This is a genomic window from Bradyrhizobium sp. 1200_D9_N1_1 (assembly GCF_052075915.1).
Classification (GTDB): Bacteria; Pseudomonadota; Alphaproteobacteria; order Rhizobiales; family Xanthobacteraceae; genus Bradyrhizobium; species Bradyrhizobium diazoefficiens.
In genome coordinates, this window is the sequence record NZ_CP197226.1 from 337,164 (window position 1) to 351,163 (window position 14,000).

13 protein-coding genes are annotated in these 14,000 nt (G+C 65.0%); 8 read left to right on the top strand and 5 right to left on the bottom strand.

Annotation, left to right across the window (positions count from 1 at the left end; all coding sequences use genetic code 11):
• Positions 1 to 3: 3 nt before the first annotated feature.
• Together AB5K84_RS01630 and AB5K84_RS01635 are read right to left on the bottom strand one after the other, a co-directional pair.
• Positions 4 to 1,545 carry an alkaline phosphatase D family protein gene (locus tag AB5K84_RS01630; protein WP_038965097.1) on the bottom strand — a complete coding sequence of 514 codons (1,542 nt, stop codon included), beginning with the start codon at positions 1,543 to 1,545 and terminating at the stop codon, positions 4 to 6.
• A 166-nt stretch (positions 1,546 to 1,711) separates the two neighbouring features.
• Positions 1,712 to 3,157, bottom strand: a complete 1,446-nt coding sequence (locus AB5K84_RS01635; protein WP_051000233.1) for a TAXI family TRAP transporter solute-binding subunit — start codon at positions 3,155 to 3,157, stop codon at positions 1,712 to 1,714.
• Between the two features lie 151 nt (positions 3,158 to 3,308).
• Here AB5K84_RS01635 and AB5K84_RS01640 point away from each other — a divergent pair, with 151 nt between their 5' ends.
• Complete coding sequence (locus AB5K84_RS01640; RefSeq protein WP_011083363.1) at positions 3,309 to 3,611, top strand: 4a-hydroxytetrahydrobiopterin dehydratase; 303 nt, start codon at positions 3,309 to 3,311, stop codon at positions 3,609 to 3,611.
• 95 nt (positions 3,612 to 3,706) lie between these two features.
• Positions 3,707 to 4,084, top strand: a complete 378-nt coding sequence (locus AB5K84_RS01645) for a YkvA family protein (RefSeq protein WP_038965096.1) — start codon at positions 3,707 to 3,709, stop codon at positions 4,082 to 4,084.
• A gap of 69 nt (positions 4,085 to 4,153) precedes the next feature.
• On the opposite strand, the gene AB5K84_RS01650 is transcribed toward AB5K84_RS01645, so the two are convergent.
• From AB5K84_RS01650 to AB5K84_RS01660, 3 genes are all read right to left on the bottom strand, one after another.
• Positions 4,154 to 5,314 (bottom strand): TAXI family TRAP transporter solute-binding subunit, encoded by a 1,161-nt coding sequence (locus AB5K84_RS01650; RefSeq protein WP_011083361.1) that lies wholly within the window; start codon positions 5,312 to 5,314, stop codon positions 4,154 to 4,156.
• Positions 5,315 to 5,332: 18 nt separating this feature from the next.
• Entirely contained in the window at positions 5,333 to 6,187 is an 855-nt protein-coding gene (locus AB5K84_RS01655; RefSeq protein WP_038965095.1) for a hypothetical protein, read from the bottom strand.
• Positions 6,188 to 6,685: 498 nt separating this feature from the next.
• Positions 6,686 to 7,660, bottom strand: coding sequence for an NADPH:quinone oxidoreductase family protein (locus AB5K84_RS01660; protein ID WP_028174923.1), 975 nt, complete (start codon positions 7,658 to 7,660; stop codon positions 6,686 to 6,688).
• A 241-nt stretch (positions 7,661 to 7,901) separates the two neighbouring features.
• Here AB5K84_RS01660 and AB5K84_RS01665 point away from each other — a divergent pair, with 241 nt between their 5' ends.
• The 6 genes from AB5K84_RS01665 to argG all read left to right on the top strand — a co-directional run bounded on the left by AB5K84_RS01665 (position 7,902) and on the right by argG (position 13,942).
• A complete protein-coding gene (locus AB5K84_RS01665) occupies positions 7,902 to 8,741 on the top strand; it encodes an SDR family oxidoreductase (RefSeq protein WP_011083358.1) in 840 nt (279 codons plus the stop codon).
• A 116-nt stretch (positions 8,742 to 8,857) separates the two neighbouring features.
• Positions 8,858 to 9,520, top strand: a complete 663-nt coding sequence (locus AB5K84_RS01670) for an invasion associated locus B family protein (RefSeq protein WP_011083357.1) — start codon at positions 8,858 to 8,860, stop codon at positions 9,518 to 9,520.
• A 194-nt stretch (positions 9,521 to 9,714) separates the two neighbouring features.
• The gene (rlmN, locus tag AB5K84_RS01675; RefSeq protein WP_011083356.1) at positions 9,715 to 10,917 is read left to right on the top strand and encodes a 23S rRNA (adenine(2503)-C(2))-methyltransferase RlmN; all 1,203 of its coding nucleotides are present in this window, start codon (positions 9,715 to 9,717) and stop codon (positions 10,915 to 10,917) included.
• A gap of 166 nt (positions 10,918 to 11,083) precedes the next feature.
• Entirely contained in the window at positions 11,084 to 11,578 is a 495-nt protein-coding gene (locus tag AB5K84_RS01680) for a hypothetical protein (protein ID WP_011083355.1), read from the top strand.
• Between the two features lie 156 nt (positions 11,579 to 11,734).
• Positions 11,735 to 12,511 carry a phosphatase PAP2 family protein gene (locus AB5K84_RS01685; protein WP_038965094.1) on the top strand — a complete coding sequence of 259 codons (777 nt, stop codon included), beginning with the start codon at positions 11,735 to 11,737 and terminating at the stop codon, positions 12,509 to 12,511.
• 93 nt (positions 12,512 to 12,604) lie between these two features.
• Complete coding sequence (gene argG, locus AB5K84_RS01690; RefSeq protein WP_011083353.1) at positions 12,605 to 13,942, top strand: argininosuccinate synthase; 1,338 nt, start codon at positions 12,605 to 12,607, stop codon at positions 13,940 to 13,942.
• Positions 13,943 to 14,000: the final 58 nt, after the last annotated feature.

Genomic DNA, 14,000 nt, shown 5'->3' on the forward strand with positions numbered 1-14,000 from the left:
GGCTCAAGCGAGCTTCGGATCCAGCGTCGTCGACCACAGCGCGACGTCGGCGCGGTCGCGCAGGGTCACCGTCATCTGGCCGGAGGCGCCGTCGATCTTGACGTGACCGAAGAACTGCATGCCGGCCGACGGCGGCAGGTTCTGGCTGTCCTTGCCCGGCGCCTTGACGAAGCGCACCTCCGGCCCAAACGTGTTGTCGAGCGCGTTCGGACCGAAGGTGCCTGCGTGCAGCGGGCCGGAGACGAATTCCCAGAACGGCTCGAAATCCTGGAATTGCGCCTTGTTCGGGTCGTAGTAATGCGCGGCGGCGTAATGCACGTCCGCGGTCAGCCACACCGTGTTGCTGATCGGCGCCGTCTTGATGAAGCGCAGGATGTCGGCGATCTCGAACTCGCGGCCACGCACCGGGCCGTCGCCCTGAGCGATCGCTTCCGATCCGCCCTTCGGCGTGTCCGAGACGACGAGGCTGAGCGGCATGTCGGAGGCGATCACCTTCCAGGTCGCGCGCGAGTTGAGCAGGCCGCGCTTGAGCCAGGCGATCTGGTCCGGGCCGAGGAAATAGCTGGCGGGGCCGTAAGCGGTTTCGAGATTGGCGCCGTTGGGGCCGCGATAGCTGCGCTCGTCGAGCACGAACACGTCGAGATGCGGGCCGTAGGAGATCTGCCGATAGACGCGGCCCGGCTCATTGATGCTCTCGCGCATCGGATACATCTCGTGGAAGGCGCGGCCCGCGCGCGCTGCGAGCAGCGCGATGTCGCGCACCTTGTAGGTCGCCGGGAGCTCCTTTGACAGCGACCAGTTGTTGGTCACCTCGTGGTCATCCCATTGCACGAAGATTGGCACTTCGGCATTGAAGGCGCGGAGGTTCGCGTCGGTGAGATTGTATTTGTGCGCGGCGCGGTACTCGTCCAGCGTCTCGGCGACCTTGGCCTTCTCGGGAATGGTGACGTTCTTCCAGGTCTTGCCGTCGGCGAGCTTCACCTCGGATTCGATCGGGCCGTCGGCATAGATCGTGTCGCCCGAGTGCAGGAAGAAATCCGGACGATGCTTGCGCATCGCCGAGAAGGTGAACATGCCGCCGTCATCGGGATTGATGCCCCAGCCTTGACCTGCGACGTCGCCGCCCCAGACGAAGCTGACGTCGCGGCGGTCGGCCGGCGCGGTGCGGAAGCGGCCGACCACCGGCTCGCCCTCGATCGCGCCGTGCGAGAGATCGCGGAAGCGGACGCGATAGAAGATGTCCTGCCCGCCCGGCAGATTTTCGATCAGCATCTTCGCGGTGAAATCGCTTTCGGGCAGCGCCGCGATCGGTGGCAGCGCGCGCGCGTCCTTGAAGGACTCCGTCGTCGCCACCTCGACCAGCATCTGCGATGGACGATCGGCGCGCGCCCAGACCACGCCGCCGTCGACGGTGACGTCGCCCGACTGCACGCCATGGGTGACCGCCGGCCGGTCGGCCGCGCGCGACAGATAGGGCATTGCGATTGCGCCAAGCGCACCGGTGCTGGTGGCGAGGAAATGGCGGCGGGAGAATTTGATGTTCATGGTGGATTCGCTGGTTGTCTTAGGCGCATCTGGCGCTGTCATTCCGGGACGGTCCGAAGGACCGGACCCGGAATCTCGAGATTCCGGATTCGCGCTTCGCGCGCTCCGGAATGACGGTAAAGTCTATATTGAGACAATGTGACGCAGCGATTACGCGCGCAACCGTTTACGCGTTGCCGGCGGCCCGGAATTGCGCGCCGGCGCGCGGTGGGTTTTGCGGCATGCTGAACAGCACGGCCTTGCGGTCGGCAATCGCGGCGTGGAACTGGTCGAGCACGATGTTGAACGCGGTGAGCGCACCTTCCTCGATCGCCCCGTGGTCGTAGCAGTGCAGCGTGTCACGCAGGATCTCGTCGGCCTCGGTCTGCATCTGGTCGAGCTCGTCCATGGTCTCGCTCTTGCGCGCCGCCGCGATCATGTCGAGGAGGCGATCGCGCAGATGGCTGTTGTTGTCGCGCTCGTCCTTCTTCAGATAGCCCGCAAACCACGCGCCGATCGAACCCATGGCGGAGAGCGCCATCAGGGTCCACCAGATGTAATCGCTGTATCTGTCGAGGAAGGTCTTTTCCTCGCCGTCGACGAAGGCCGCGGCACCGGGATGCACGGGGATCACGGCATCCTTGTCGGTGTCGGGCGTTTCGATCTTGGCGGCGAGCGGGAATTCCGTCACCAGTTGCTGGCGCACGGCGAAGAGCTGACGCGTGAACGCCGCGATGGTGGTTTCGGACACGCCTTTGCGCGCCACGATGTGGTGCGCGAAGCTGATGGTCTTGACTTCGTCCTCCGGTCGGTCAGGCGAGCCGCCATAGGTGCCGGCGGGAATCTCCGCCGCTTCATAGACCGGATGATTCTGCGCGATCGCATCCGCCGAATCGATCGCGAGGAAGGTCGGCGTACCGAAATCCTTGGCTGAGGCGGCGATCGCATCCGACGTGATCTTGCTGTTGACGGGGCCGGCCGCGAGATAGGCATCGGCCTTCTGGGCCTTGATTGCCTCGGCGGCCTCATTGGCCGGGAACTGTATGATCTCGACCTTGGCGGGATCGACGCCGTATTGCTGGAGGATCACCTTGAGCAGGTTGACGTTGGCCTGCGTGCGGCCGACCACGCCGACGCGATGGCCGGCGAGCTGCGCGATCTTGGTGATCTTGGCGCCCTTCTTCTTGCCCTTGCCGGGGACGGACCACAGCACCACGACGTTCTTGCGCAGGGTCGCGACCGCTTGCGCGTTCTTCGGCACGTCGACATCGCCGCGCACGATGGCAAGATCGACCTTGCCCTCCGCAAGCGCTTCGGCGCTGGCCGTGGCGCCGTCGGTCTGGATCGGACGTAGCCGCACATAGCTCTTGTTTTGCGAGAAGGCCTGCGTCAGCGCCTGCACGACCTTGATGTCGTCGCTATTGGGGGGACCGACCGCGATCTTCAGCGCCACCGGCCGCATCGCGAAATAATAGCCGCCGGCAAGCGCGCCGACGATTGCGAGCACCAGCGCCAGAGACACGAGCGCCGTCTTCCGCGCCGCTGATCGCGGCGAAGGCGGAGAGGGCGTTTCGGCCAGGTCCAATCCCCCGGTCATCGATCTCCCGAACAGGCGCTTGAGGCTCAGTTTCATCTTCGCCGGCGATTTACGCCCGCAATTGTAGCAAATTTCTTGTCCGGCGGGGTTACATCTCCGTCATGGTTAGCGGATGGGGCAAATCCCGCGTGAACCCGGGCGTAAGCACGGTGTTAGGGTAAAGTTCCCCTGAAGCACGGAGACGATCATGGCAGAACGGCTGACGACGGAGGCGCGCAAGCAGGCGCTGGGCGGAATCCCTGATTGGACCGAGGTTTCGGGCCGCGACGCCATCGGGAAAACCTTTGTCTTCAAGGATTTCAACGAAGCCTTCGGCTTCATGACCCGTGCAGCGCTGGTTGCCGAGAAGATGGATCATCACCCCGAATGGCGCAATGTCTACAAGACCGTGGAGGTGGTGCTGTCGACCCATGACGCCGGCGGCGTCACGGCGCTCGACATCGAGCTCGCCAGGGCGATGAACGCCATCGCCAAGCTTACACCGGGCTGACGTCTTGCAGCGACCGGCTGCATCCCCATCTTGTGATTGTGATCAGCAGGGGATGCGGCGATCCGCCGCTCCGGGCTGAACGGGGAGTTTGGACCATGGCTGCCGAACACAGCGTCGGCTTCGAGCCGGCCGATCGGCTCGCGGAAGATCGTGAAAGCGTTCGCCGCAGCTTCTGGCGCAAGCTGAAGGGCGTCGCCGCGCATCTGCCGTTCGCCGAAGACCTGCTCGCCGCCTACTACTGCGCGTTCGACCGGCAGACGCCGCGCCATGTCCAGGCGTCGCTGCTGGGGGCGATCGCCTATTTCATCCTGCCGTTCGATTTCGTCCCCGACGTGATGCCGATCCTCGGCTTCACCGACGATGCCGCCGTGCTCGCCACCGCCATCCGCATGGTCGCCAGCCACATCACGACGGAGCACCGCGAAGCCGCCCGCGCCGCGCTGAAGCGGGGCGTGGACGAGGCGGGAGAGTAGTTGCTGGCAACGCCTCGTCGCCACATCCTCCGTGTCGTCCTGGCTTTCGCCAGGACGACGCCGAGAGAGCTACTTCTTCTCCGCCTGCGCCCGCGCCTTCTCCGCATCCCACGCCTGGAATTGCTTGAACAAGGTCTCCTTGTCCGCGTCGGACACCTGTGCGGCCGCGGGGCTCTGCTTCAGGAACGCCTCGAAGCGCTGGCGCGTCACCGGCTCGACGCCGTGCTTGTCGAGCCATTGCTGCGCCACCGGCAGCCTGCTCCAGCCTGACAGGGGTGCGGCGAGCGAGACCTCCTTCCACTTGGGGTGGAAGGGTGGGTTCTGGAGCGAGGGGAATTTCGTGAAGAACGCGTCCACGAACAGTGCGAGCTTGCGATAACGCTCGGTGTTGGGCGCCCAGTTGTAGGCCGCGAGCACCGCAGGCACGGCGATCGTGTCCACGCTCTCGCCCTCCTTGATCAGGTTCGGATAGTCCTTCGCGGTCAGCGTCGCCGGCAGATAGTCGCTCTGGAGCGGCTTTGCATAGTCGACCTTCGCGAGATGGAAGCGGCCGTCATTGCCGAAGGTCGAGACCGATTTGTAAGGCTTGCCGCCGACCACGATCACGGCGTCGATCTCGCCGGCCTTCAGCTTTTCCATCGCGATGCGCTGCTCGACATAGACGAAGTTCGCCTTGATCCCGAGCCGTTCGAACACGGTGAGCGCGGTGACGAAGGTGCCGCCATTGGGCAGGTCGACGCTGACCTTCTTGCCCTCGAGGTCCTTCAGCGTTGCGATCGACCGCGGCGCGATCACCTGCATCTCTTCATTGTAGAGCTTGGTGACATACGTGAACTGCTTCTTGATGTCCTTGGCAAAGCCCTTGCGCTCGAGATAGTCGAGCGTGTCGGCCCGCACGACGCCGAGATCGACGCCTTGCAGGAACAGGATGTCGGCGACGCTCTGCACCGAGCCGCGGCCGACGATCGGCAGCACGCGGATCTTGTTGCCGTCGTCGAGCACGGAGGCGAGGTCGGCGCCGAACTGCACATAGGTGCCGCCGATCGTGCCTGTTATCAGCGTGACGGTGTTGGCGTTGAGCGCCTGCTTGGTCGAGGTCGAGCCGAACTGGAAGATGGCCTTCAGACTGTCCGAGACCTTGGCCGGATCGTATTCGGTCTGATCGGCGCGCGCTGCGAAGGCACAGATGGTCATGATGGCGGCAAGCGCCATTCCCAAAACGTTACGCATGATGTCCCCTGAAGAGTTCTAGTTCGAGAGCTGGGTGAGCCGCCGTCGCGCCTCCGCCGATCCGAGGCTGGCGGCCCGCTGGTACCAGTCGCGTGCGGCGCCGGCGTCGGCGGTGATGCTCCGCGTGTCCTTGGTGCCCAGGACGGCTGGATCGTAGGTCTGCGCCAGCAGGAAAGCCGCCGTCGCATCCTGCGCATTCGCCGCGCGCTCGAGCAGCAGACGCGCCGCGGCGATGTCGCCGATGGTCATCAGGCTCTTGGCGCGCGCCATCAAACCGGCCAACGTGTCGGCGTCGAGGCTCTTGGCTGGCGGCGGTGGCGCGGGCTGTGCGGCGACTTGTGTCGGTACGGGCGCGGGTGCCTGAGCCTGTAGCGCGCTCTGATAGGCGGTTGCGATCGCCTCGCGGCTCGGCGTCGCCGGTGCGGCAATATCCTGTGCGTCTCCGCTCGCCAGCATCGTGTTGGTCACACGCGCGGCATCCTTGACCGGACCCTGCCGTGCGGCGGGCGGATTGGCGGGAGCCGCGGCCTCGTTCGCGGCCGCGCCGATCCACGACGCGCCGTTGACGGTGAGCAGCCGGTTGATGTCGGACCAAAACAGCGCAATTGGGACCGCGATGACCGACGCGGCCAGGACGGCAGCGAGAATGCGCCGGACGATTCTGGTCCTGGTGCGCACGGCCAATGGCGCGAATTCCCGTGGATCCGGCGCGCTGAGCGGATCGGACAAGAACAGTGGCATAGGATCGTGCGATGAAGGATCGGTCCGTTCAGCGCGCGCACGAATGTAGGATGCGGTGGACGTATGTGATGCCGCTTGTTCGGAGTCGAGCGCTCTCGACCCCCAGGACGGACGGAATGCCGTCGTCTCCATGGTGATGCTTCCCCCAATACTGACACAACGCGGGGCAGTGCCGGTTTTAGTTTTCTTGTTTTTGTCCAGGAGCGCCCTGCAGACTGGAACCGGTAAATCGCAATTTGAATCAGCCCAAAAAGCGACAACGGTTGGGGCGAATCGGGAAAAATTTAGGTTTGATTCGGGCGGCGCGGCGGAGTGCACCGCAATTTTGGCGATGGTGGTTGAGAAGGCGCTACCGTGCGGCGGCATCGGCGCTGGGCTCCCTCTCCCGCTTGCGGGGGAGGGCTGGGGTGGGGTGTCTCCGCGTCGGGATTGCCAGGGATTGCGGAGAACGTCCCTGCGTGGCGAGAGCCCTCACCCGCCGCGCTCGGGACGATGCTTCGCATCGCCCGGGGCGCGTCGGCCTTTCCCGCAAGCGGGAGAGGCGGAGCAAGCCCGCGGACAATCCTCGTGAAATTCACATGCGATGACAGGTGTGTGCGTAGCGACGGCGTCGCGCCGTCGCCTGCACCGTCACGGATGCAAGATCACCTTGCCCATGGCCTGGCGTCCCGCGAGCACCTTCAGCGCGTCCGCGGTCTGTGCCAGCGGGAAGGTGCGATCGACGTGCGATGAGATCTTGCCTTCCGCGGTCCACTTCACGAGCTTCTCGAGATTGGCGCGGTTCTTGGCGGGATTGAGCCGGGTCCAGGCGCCCCAGAACACGCCGCGGATGTCGCAGCCTTTCAGCAGCGCGAGGTTCAGCGGCATCTTCGGAATGTCGCCGGCGGCAAAGCCGATCACGAGGAAGCGGCCTTCCCAGGCGATCGAGCGCAGTGCCTGCTCGGCATAGGCGCCGCCAACCGGATCGAAGATGATGTCGACGCCCTTGCCGCCGGTGAGCTTGCGCAGGCCTTCCTTCAAATCTTCCTTGCCGTAGTTCAGCGTGAGCTCGGCACCATGGGCTTTCGCGAATTCGAGCTTCTCGTCCGACGAGGCGCAGGCGATCACCTTCAGGCCCATCAGCTTGCCGAGCTCGCAGGCGGCGAGGCCCGTGCCGCCGGCCGCGCCGAGCACGGCAAGCGTCTCGCCGGGCTTGGGGCTGGCGCGATCTTCCAGCGCATGCAGCGCGGTGCCGTAGATGATGATGATGCCGGCCGCGCGGTCATAGTCGAGATTGTCAGGGATCTTCACGATCGACGCCGCCGGCAGCGCGATCTTCTCGCGCGCGCCGTTGTGGCCGCAGGAGGCGACCACGCGATCGCCGACCTTCAGGTCGGTCACGCCGGGGCCGATGCTCTCGATCACGCCCGCGACTTCGGCGGCCGGCGAGAACGGGAACGGCGGCTTGATCTGGTACTTGCCCTGGATCATCAGGATGTCGAAGAAGTTCAGCGCCGCCGCCTTGATCGCGATCACGGCCTCGCCGGGACCTGCCACCGGATCCGGCACCTCGGCGAGCACGAGATCGTCGGGCTGGCAATATTGCGTGCAGAGAATGGCTTTCATGGCGACACCTTCTTGAGAAGCGAAGTCTTGGGCGTTTCGAGGTGGAATTATAGTTGGCCCGTTTCTGCCGGATTTAGCGCGGCCCTACAATCCGGATTCTTTGTCTAAGGGAGCGCGCAGGCCTATCCTTGCGTCATTGCGAGCGCAGCGAAGCAATCCAGAATCCGTCCTGCGGAAATTGTCTGGATTGCTTCGCTGCGCTCGCAATGACGGAACAAGAAGGAAATGAAGGATTCAAACGATGTTTGAAACGGGTCTGCTCAGAGGCAAGCGCATTCTCGTCACCGGTGGCGGCTCGGGCCTCGGCGCCGCGATGGGGCGACGTTTCCTCGCGCTCGGCGCCGAGCTCGTGATCTGCGGCCGCAAGTTCGACCGGCTTGAAACGACTGCAGCCGAGATGCGCGCGCAGAGCGGCGGCAAGGTCACCACGATCGCCTGCGATATCCGCGACGGCGCCGCCGTCGAGAGCATGATGGACGCGATCTGGCGCGAGGCGCCGCTCGACATTCTCGTCAACAATGCCGCGGCGACCTTCATTGCCCAGAGCGAGCGTCTGTCCTTCCGCGCCGCGGATGCGATCCTGGCGCCGACGCTGCATGGCGCGATGTATTGCACGCTCGCCGCCGGCAAACGCTGGATCGACGGCAGGCATGGCGGCGTCGTGCTCTCGATCCTCTCGACCTCGACCATCACCGGCCGCGCCTTCACCGTGCCGTCGGCGATGGCGAAGTCGGCGCTGCTGGCGATGACCAAAAGCCTTGCAGTGGAGTGGGGTCCGAAGGGCATCCGTACCGTCGCGATCGCGCCGGGTCCGTTCCCGACCGCCGGCGCATCGGGGCAGCTCCGCCCCGAAGGCCGCGACGACGGCTGGACCGCGCGCAACCCGCTTGGCCGTACCGGGGACCACAGCGAGCTTGCCGATCTCGCCAGCTTCCTGGTCTCCGATCGCGCCGGCTACATCAACGGCGAGATGGTGGTGATTGACGGCGGCGCGCATTTGCGCAGTTCCGGCGCCGAAGACCTGCTCGGCTGGACCGACGCGCAATGGGCCGACCAGCGTGCCGCGCGATCCCGGGGCTAGCTATTGCCAACCCGCTAACTGCCTTCCCAAATTGAACTTTCCCGGTTATCCCTGCCGCGGGGACAAAGCGCGGCCGGGCCATCTTCCAGTCACAATATTGAGGGAACCACTCCAGCATGTGGCGGGTGCTATTTTTGGCTTTGACGGCCGGCGTGACGGCGTGGGGAATCACTGATTCCGCGCGGGCTCAGACGGCGCAACCGGCGCCCAAGTCCGCACCCAAAGAGGCCGCACCGAAAGCGGCTGCGCCGGCGGCCAATACGACAGCAAAGACGGCAGCGAAGCCCGAGAGCAAGCCGGCGGGCCCGGCTGCGGCGGTTGCGGGCGGCGCGGAGCCCACCCTGATCGGCCAGTTCGGCACCTGGGGCGCCTATTCGGCCACGCCCAACGGCAAGAAGGTCTGCTTTGCGCTGGCCAAGCCGTCGTCGTCGAAGACCAATCCGCCGAATCGGCCGCGTGATCCTGCCTATGCCTTCGTCTCGACCCGACCGGCCGAGAAGGTGAACAACGAAGTCTCCGTCATGATCGGCTACGCGCTGAAGCCGGGATCGGAATCCTCGGTCGAGGTCGGCGGCGCCGCTTTCGCCATGTACACGCAGGGCGACGGCCTCTGGATCAAGAACGCGGCCGAGGAGGAGCGGATGGTCGAAGCCATGCGCAAATCCGCCGATCTCGTGGTCAAAGGCATCTCGGCCAAGGGGACGGAGACGACCGACACGTTTTCGCTGAAGGGCCTCGCCCAGGCGCTCGACAAGATCGCCCAGGACTGCCGACGGTAAGGCTGCCGTAAGATTGGAGGCGTTAAGGCTGCAAGCGGTATCACGGTCGCAATCGGCCGTTCCGGTTGCTATATAGGGGCGGTTCCAAGTTTTTCCGTCATTCCGGGGCGCGCGAAGCGCGAACCCGGAATCTCGAGGTTCCGGGTCTGGTCCTTCGGACCATCCCGGAACGACCAAGCCATTAGGTCCATTCCATGCAACCGACGACCGAGCCGCACAACGCAATATTGGTGGAGAAGACTCCGCTCGAAACCTATGTGCCGCCGGCCAAGCCGTCGCTCATCGGCCTGTCGCGCAACGAGCTTGCCGATCGCCTCGGCGAGATCGGCGTCGCGCCTGCGCAGCGCAAGATGCGCGTGCAGCAGCTGTGGCACTGGATGTATTTCCGCGGCGCCCAGAATTTCGACGAGATGACGTCGATCTCGAAGGGCATTCGCGCCGAGCTCGCGCAGCATTTCACCGTCGACCGGCCCGAAGTCGTGGCCGAGCAGATCTCCAATGACGGCACCCGCAAATGGCTGCTGCGGCTGCCGAGCGGCGACAATGTCGAGAAGGCGCATGAAGTCGAGTGCGTCTACATCCCCGAGACCGATCGCGGCACGCTCTGCGTCTCCTCGCAGGTCGGCTGCACCCTGAATTGCTCGTTCTGCCACACCGGCACGCAGCGCCTGGTGCGCAACCTCACCGCCGGCGAGATCGTGGGGCAGGTGATGGTCGCACGCGATCGCCTCAACGATTGGGCCGATCGCGAGGACGGCACGCGCCGCGTCACCAACATCGTGATGATGGGCATGGGCGAGCCGCTCTACAATTTCGACGCGGTGCGCGATGCGCTGCTCATCGTCGGCGACAACGAAGGCATCGGCATCTCCCGCCGCCGCATCACGCTGTCGACTTCGGGCGTGGTGCCGAACATCGTGCGCGCGGGCGAGGAGATCGGCGTGATGCTCGCGATCTCGCTGCACGCGGTGCGCGACGAATTGCGCAACGAGCTGGTGCCGCTCAACCGCAAATATCCGATCAAGGAGCTGCTGCAGGCCTGCCGCGACTATCCCGGCGCCTCGAACGCCCGCCGCATCACCTTCGAATATGTGATGCTCAAGGGCGTCAACGATTCGCTCGACGATGCGAAGCTGCTGGTGAAGCTGCTCAAGGGCATTCACGCCAAGATCAACCTGATCCCGTTCAATCCCTGGCCCGGCACCGCCTATGAATGCTCGGACTGGGACCAGATCGAGAAATTCTCCGAATACATCTTCAACGCCGGGTATTCCTCGCCGGTGCGCACCCCGCGCGGCCGCGACATCCTCGCCGCCTGCGGCCAGCTCAAGTCGGAAACCGAAAAGCTCTCGGCCCGCGAACGCCAGACGCTGCGCGCCATGGCGATGACGGATTGAGGATGCGTGCCTCGTGCACTCTCGTCATGCCTGGGCTTGATCCGACCATCTGCGTTTATGAGCCGTCATTCCGGGGCGCGCGTAGCGCGAACCCGGAATCTCGAGATTCCGGATTCGGTGCTGCGCACCGCTCCGGAATGACGATGACACTCAACAGGGCCATCAGATGTCCCTGATCGGCCGCCTCGTCGTCATCTTCATGGGCTTTCTCGCCGCCTGCTTCGTCGGCGGCATGATCGTCGTCGTCGCGCTGCTGTTTCCGGAATTCGCCGATCTCGGCGCAGGCCCCGTCGATGAAGGCGCGATCGACATCCTGCTCGGATTCGGTTTCATCTTCGTCTCCGGCTTTGCGCTGGTGCCGGCGGCGGTGATCGTCGCGATCACTGAAGCGCTCTACATCCGCAGCGCACTGGCCTACGCCGTCGGCGGCGGCGTTGTGGGGCTCGCCTGCTACCTCGGCCTCGTTCCCTTTCACTCCGACACGTTGCAGTTCGAAGGCGTCGTGCGGCGTCACCTCGAGATCATGACCGGCGCCGGCATCGTGGCCGGCGTGGTCTACTGGCTGATCGCCGGCCGCAACGCCGGCGCCTGGCGCAATCCGCCACCCCCGCGCAAGCCGCCTCCGCCGCTGCCGTCGCAGTCGAGGCCCGATGCGCGGTGACTGGCGCTGTCATTCCGGGATGGTCCGAAGGACCAGACCTCAGGTGCGCAATTGCGCACCGGGGAATCTCGAGATTCCGGGTTCGGCTCTGCGAGCCGCCCCGGAATGACGGTGAAAGGGTTTTCATCCCCGCCCCACTCCGCTAAACCGCGCGGCATGAACCGGACTGGACTTTTCATCGCCCTGGCGCTGTGGCTCGTGATCGGTGTCGTTTTCGGCCTCTATCCCGAACTCGATCTCAAGCTCGCCGCGCTGTTCTTCGATCCCGAGACGAAGACGTTTCCGCTCAAATCGAGCGGCTGGGCCGGCGTCGCGCGTGACGCGGCGATGTGGATCGCCTGGGCGTTCGTGCTGCCCTCGCTGGTGGCGCTTGTGGTCAAGATGATCCGGCCCGATCGGCCGCTGATGGTGTCGGGGCGCGCGATCGTGTTCCTGCTGGTGACGATCATCCTGTCGGCCGGAATCCTTACCAACCTCACCTTCAAGACCTATTGGGGCCGTCCGCGCCCGGTGGTGGTGACGCAGTTTGCCGGCGACCAGCAGTTCGTGCCGTGGTGGGATCCGCGCGGTGGCTGCGTGCGCAACTGCTCGTTCTTCTCGGGTGAGGGCGCGACCGCGTTCTGGACGCTGGCCCCGGCAGCGCTGGCGCCGCCGGCGTGGCGCCCGCTCGCCTATGCCGGCGCGGTCGTCTTCGGCCTTGTGACCAGCGGGCTGCGCATGGCCTTCGGCGGGCACTTCTTCACCGACGTGTCGATCGCCGCCCTCGTCACCTTCGTCGTGATCTGGTTCGCCTACGCGATGATTTACCGCTGGCCGCGGACGCGGTTTTCGGACCAGGCGGTCGACGCCGCCCTGACCCGGCTGAACATGCCCGCCTACCGGCTCCGCCAGCGCCTGTTCGGCCGCAAGACGGGCGCCGAACCCTCGGTTTGAGCCATTAAATGCGTGCCGAGCCCTGCGAAATTTGATATTCGCCCGGTCAATCCGCAACCGCCATCAGCCCCCTAAGACCCGATTGGAAGCCCCATGACCACGATCCTGAAAAGCCTGCCCAAGGGCGAGAAAGTCGGCATCGCGTTTTCGGGCGGCCTCGACACCAGCGCGGCGCTGCTCTGGATGAAGCAGAAGGGCGCGCGCTGCTACGCCTATACCGCCAATCTCGGCCAGCCCGATGAAGCCGACTACAACGAGATCCCGCGCAAGGCGCAGGAATTCGGTGCCGAGAAGGCCGTGCTGGTCGATTGCCGCACGCAGCTCGTCCACGAAGGCATCGCCGCGATCCAGTCCGGCGCCTTCCACATCTCGACCGGCGGCATCACCTATTTCAACACCACGCCGCTCGGCCGTGCCGTCACCGGCACGATGCTGGTCGCGGCGATGAAGGAGGACGGCGTCAACATCTGGGGCGACGGCTCGACCTTCAAGGGCAACGACATCGAGCGCTTCTATCGCTACGGCCTGCTCACCAATCCGAGCCTGCGCATCTACAAGCCCTGGCTCGACCAGCAGTTCATCGACGAACTCGGCGGCCGCGCCGAGATGTCGGCGTTCATGACCGCCCAGGGCTTCGCCTACAAGATGAGCGCCGAGAAGGCGTACTCGACCGACAGCAACCTGCTCGGCGCCACGCATGAAGCCAAGGATCTCGAGAGCCTCGACAGCGGCATCAAGATCGTCAACCCGATCATGGGCGTGCCGTTCTGGCGCGAGGACTGCAACGTCAAGGCCGAGAAGGTCGTCGTGCGTTTCGAAGAAGGCCAGCCCACCGCGCTGAACGGCCAGACCTTCACCGATCCCGTCGCGCTGTTCCTCGAAGCCAATGCGATCGGCGGCCGCCACGGCCTCGGCATGAGCGACCAGATCGAGAACCGCATCATCGAGGCCAAGAGCCGCGGCATCTATGAGGCGCCCGGCATGGCGCTGTTGCACATCGCCTATGAGCGCCTCGTCACCGGCATCCACAACGAGGACACCATCGAGCAGTACCGCATCAGCGGCATGCGTCTCGGCCGCCTGCTCTATCAGGGCCGCTGGTTCGATTCGCAGGCCCTGATGCTGCGCGAGACCGCGCAGCGCTGGGTCGCGCGCGCCGTCACCGGCGAGGTGACGCTCGAGCTGCGCCGCGGCAACGATTATTCGATCCTAAACACCGAGAGCCCCAACCTCACCTATGCGCCGGAGCGGCTCAGCATGGAGAAGGTCGAGGATGCCGCCTTCACGCCGGCCGACCGCATCGGCCAGCTCACCATGCGCAACCTCGACATCGCCGACACGCGCACCAAGCTGAAGCTCTATACGGACACCGGCCTGCTTTCAGGCAGCGAAGGCTCGCAGATCTTCCGGCTGGAGAACGACAAGGGCTGAGATTTTCGTAGCCGTAGGGTGAGCAAAGCGAAGCGTGCCCACCATCCTTCCACGTCCG

Coding starts and splice junctions, on each gene's coding strand:
- AB5K84_RS01655 (WP_038965095.1), bottom strand. CDS start 6,187: ATGGAGACGACGGCATTCCGTCCGTCCTGGGGGTCGAGAGCGCTCGAC.
- AB5K84_RS01670 (WP_011083357.1), top strand. CDS start 8,858: ATGTGGCGGGTGCTATTTTTGGCTTTGACGGCCGGCGTGACGGCGTGG.
- AB5K84_RS01685 (WP_038965094.1), top strand. CDS start 11,735: ATGAACCGGACTGGACTTTTCATCGCCCTGGCGCTGTGGCTCGTGATC.
- AB5K84_RS01680 (WP_011083355.1), top strand. CDS start 11,084: ATGTCCCTGATCGGCCGCCTCGTCGTCATCTTCATGGGCTTTCTCGCC.
- rlmN (WP_011083356.1), top strand. CDS start 9,715: ATGCAACCGACGACCGAGCCGCACAACGCAATATTGGTGGAGAAGACT.
- AB5K84_RS01630 (WP_038965097.1), bottom strand. CDS start 1,545: ATGAACATCAAATTCTCCCGCCGCCATTTCCTCGCCACCAGCACCGGT.
- AB5K84_RS01660 (WP_028174923.1), bottom strand. CDS start 7,660: ATGAAAGCCATTCTCTGCACGCAATATTGCCAGCCCGACGATCTCGTG.
- AB5K84_RS01650 (WP_011083361.1), bottom strand. CDS start 5,314: ATGCGTAACGTTTTGGGAATGGCGCTTGCCGCCATCATGACCATCTGT.
- argG (WP_011083353.1), top strand. CDS start 12,605: ATGACCACGATCCTGAAAAGCCTGCCCAAGGGCGAGAAAGTCGGCATC.
- AB5K84_RS01665 (WP_011083358.1), top strand. CDS start 7,902: ATGTTTGAAACGGGTCTGCTCAGAGGCAAGCGCATTCTCGTCACCGGT.
- AB5K84_RS01635 (WP_051000233.1), bottom strand. CDS start 3,157: ATGAAACTGAGCCTCAAGCGCCTGTTCGGGAGATCGATGACCGGGGGA.
- AB5K84_RS01640 (WP_011083363.1), top strand. CDS start 3,309: ATGGCAGAACGGCTGACGACGGAGGCGCGCAAGCAGGCGCTGGGCGGA.
- AB5K84_RS01645 (WP_038965096.1), top strand. CDS start 3,707: ATGGCTGCCGAACACAGCGTCGGCTTCGAGCCGGCCGATCGGCTCGCG.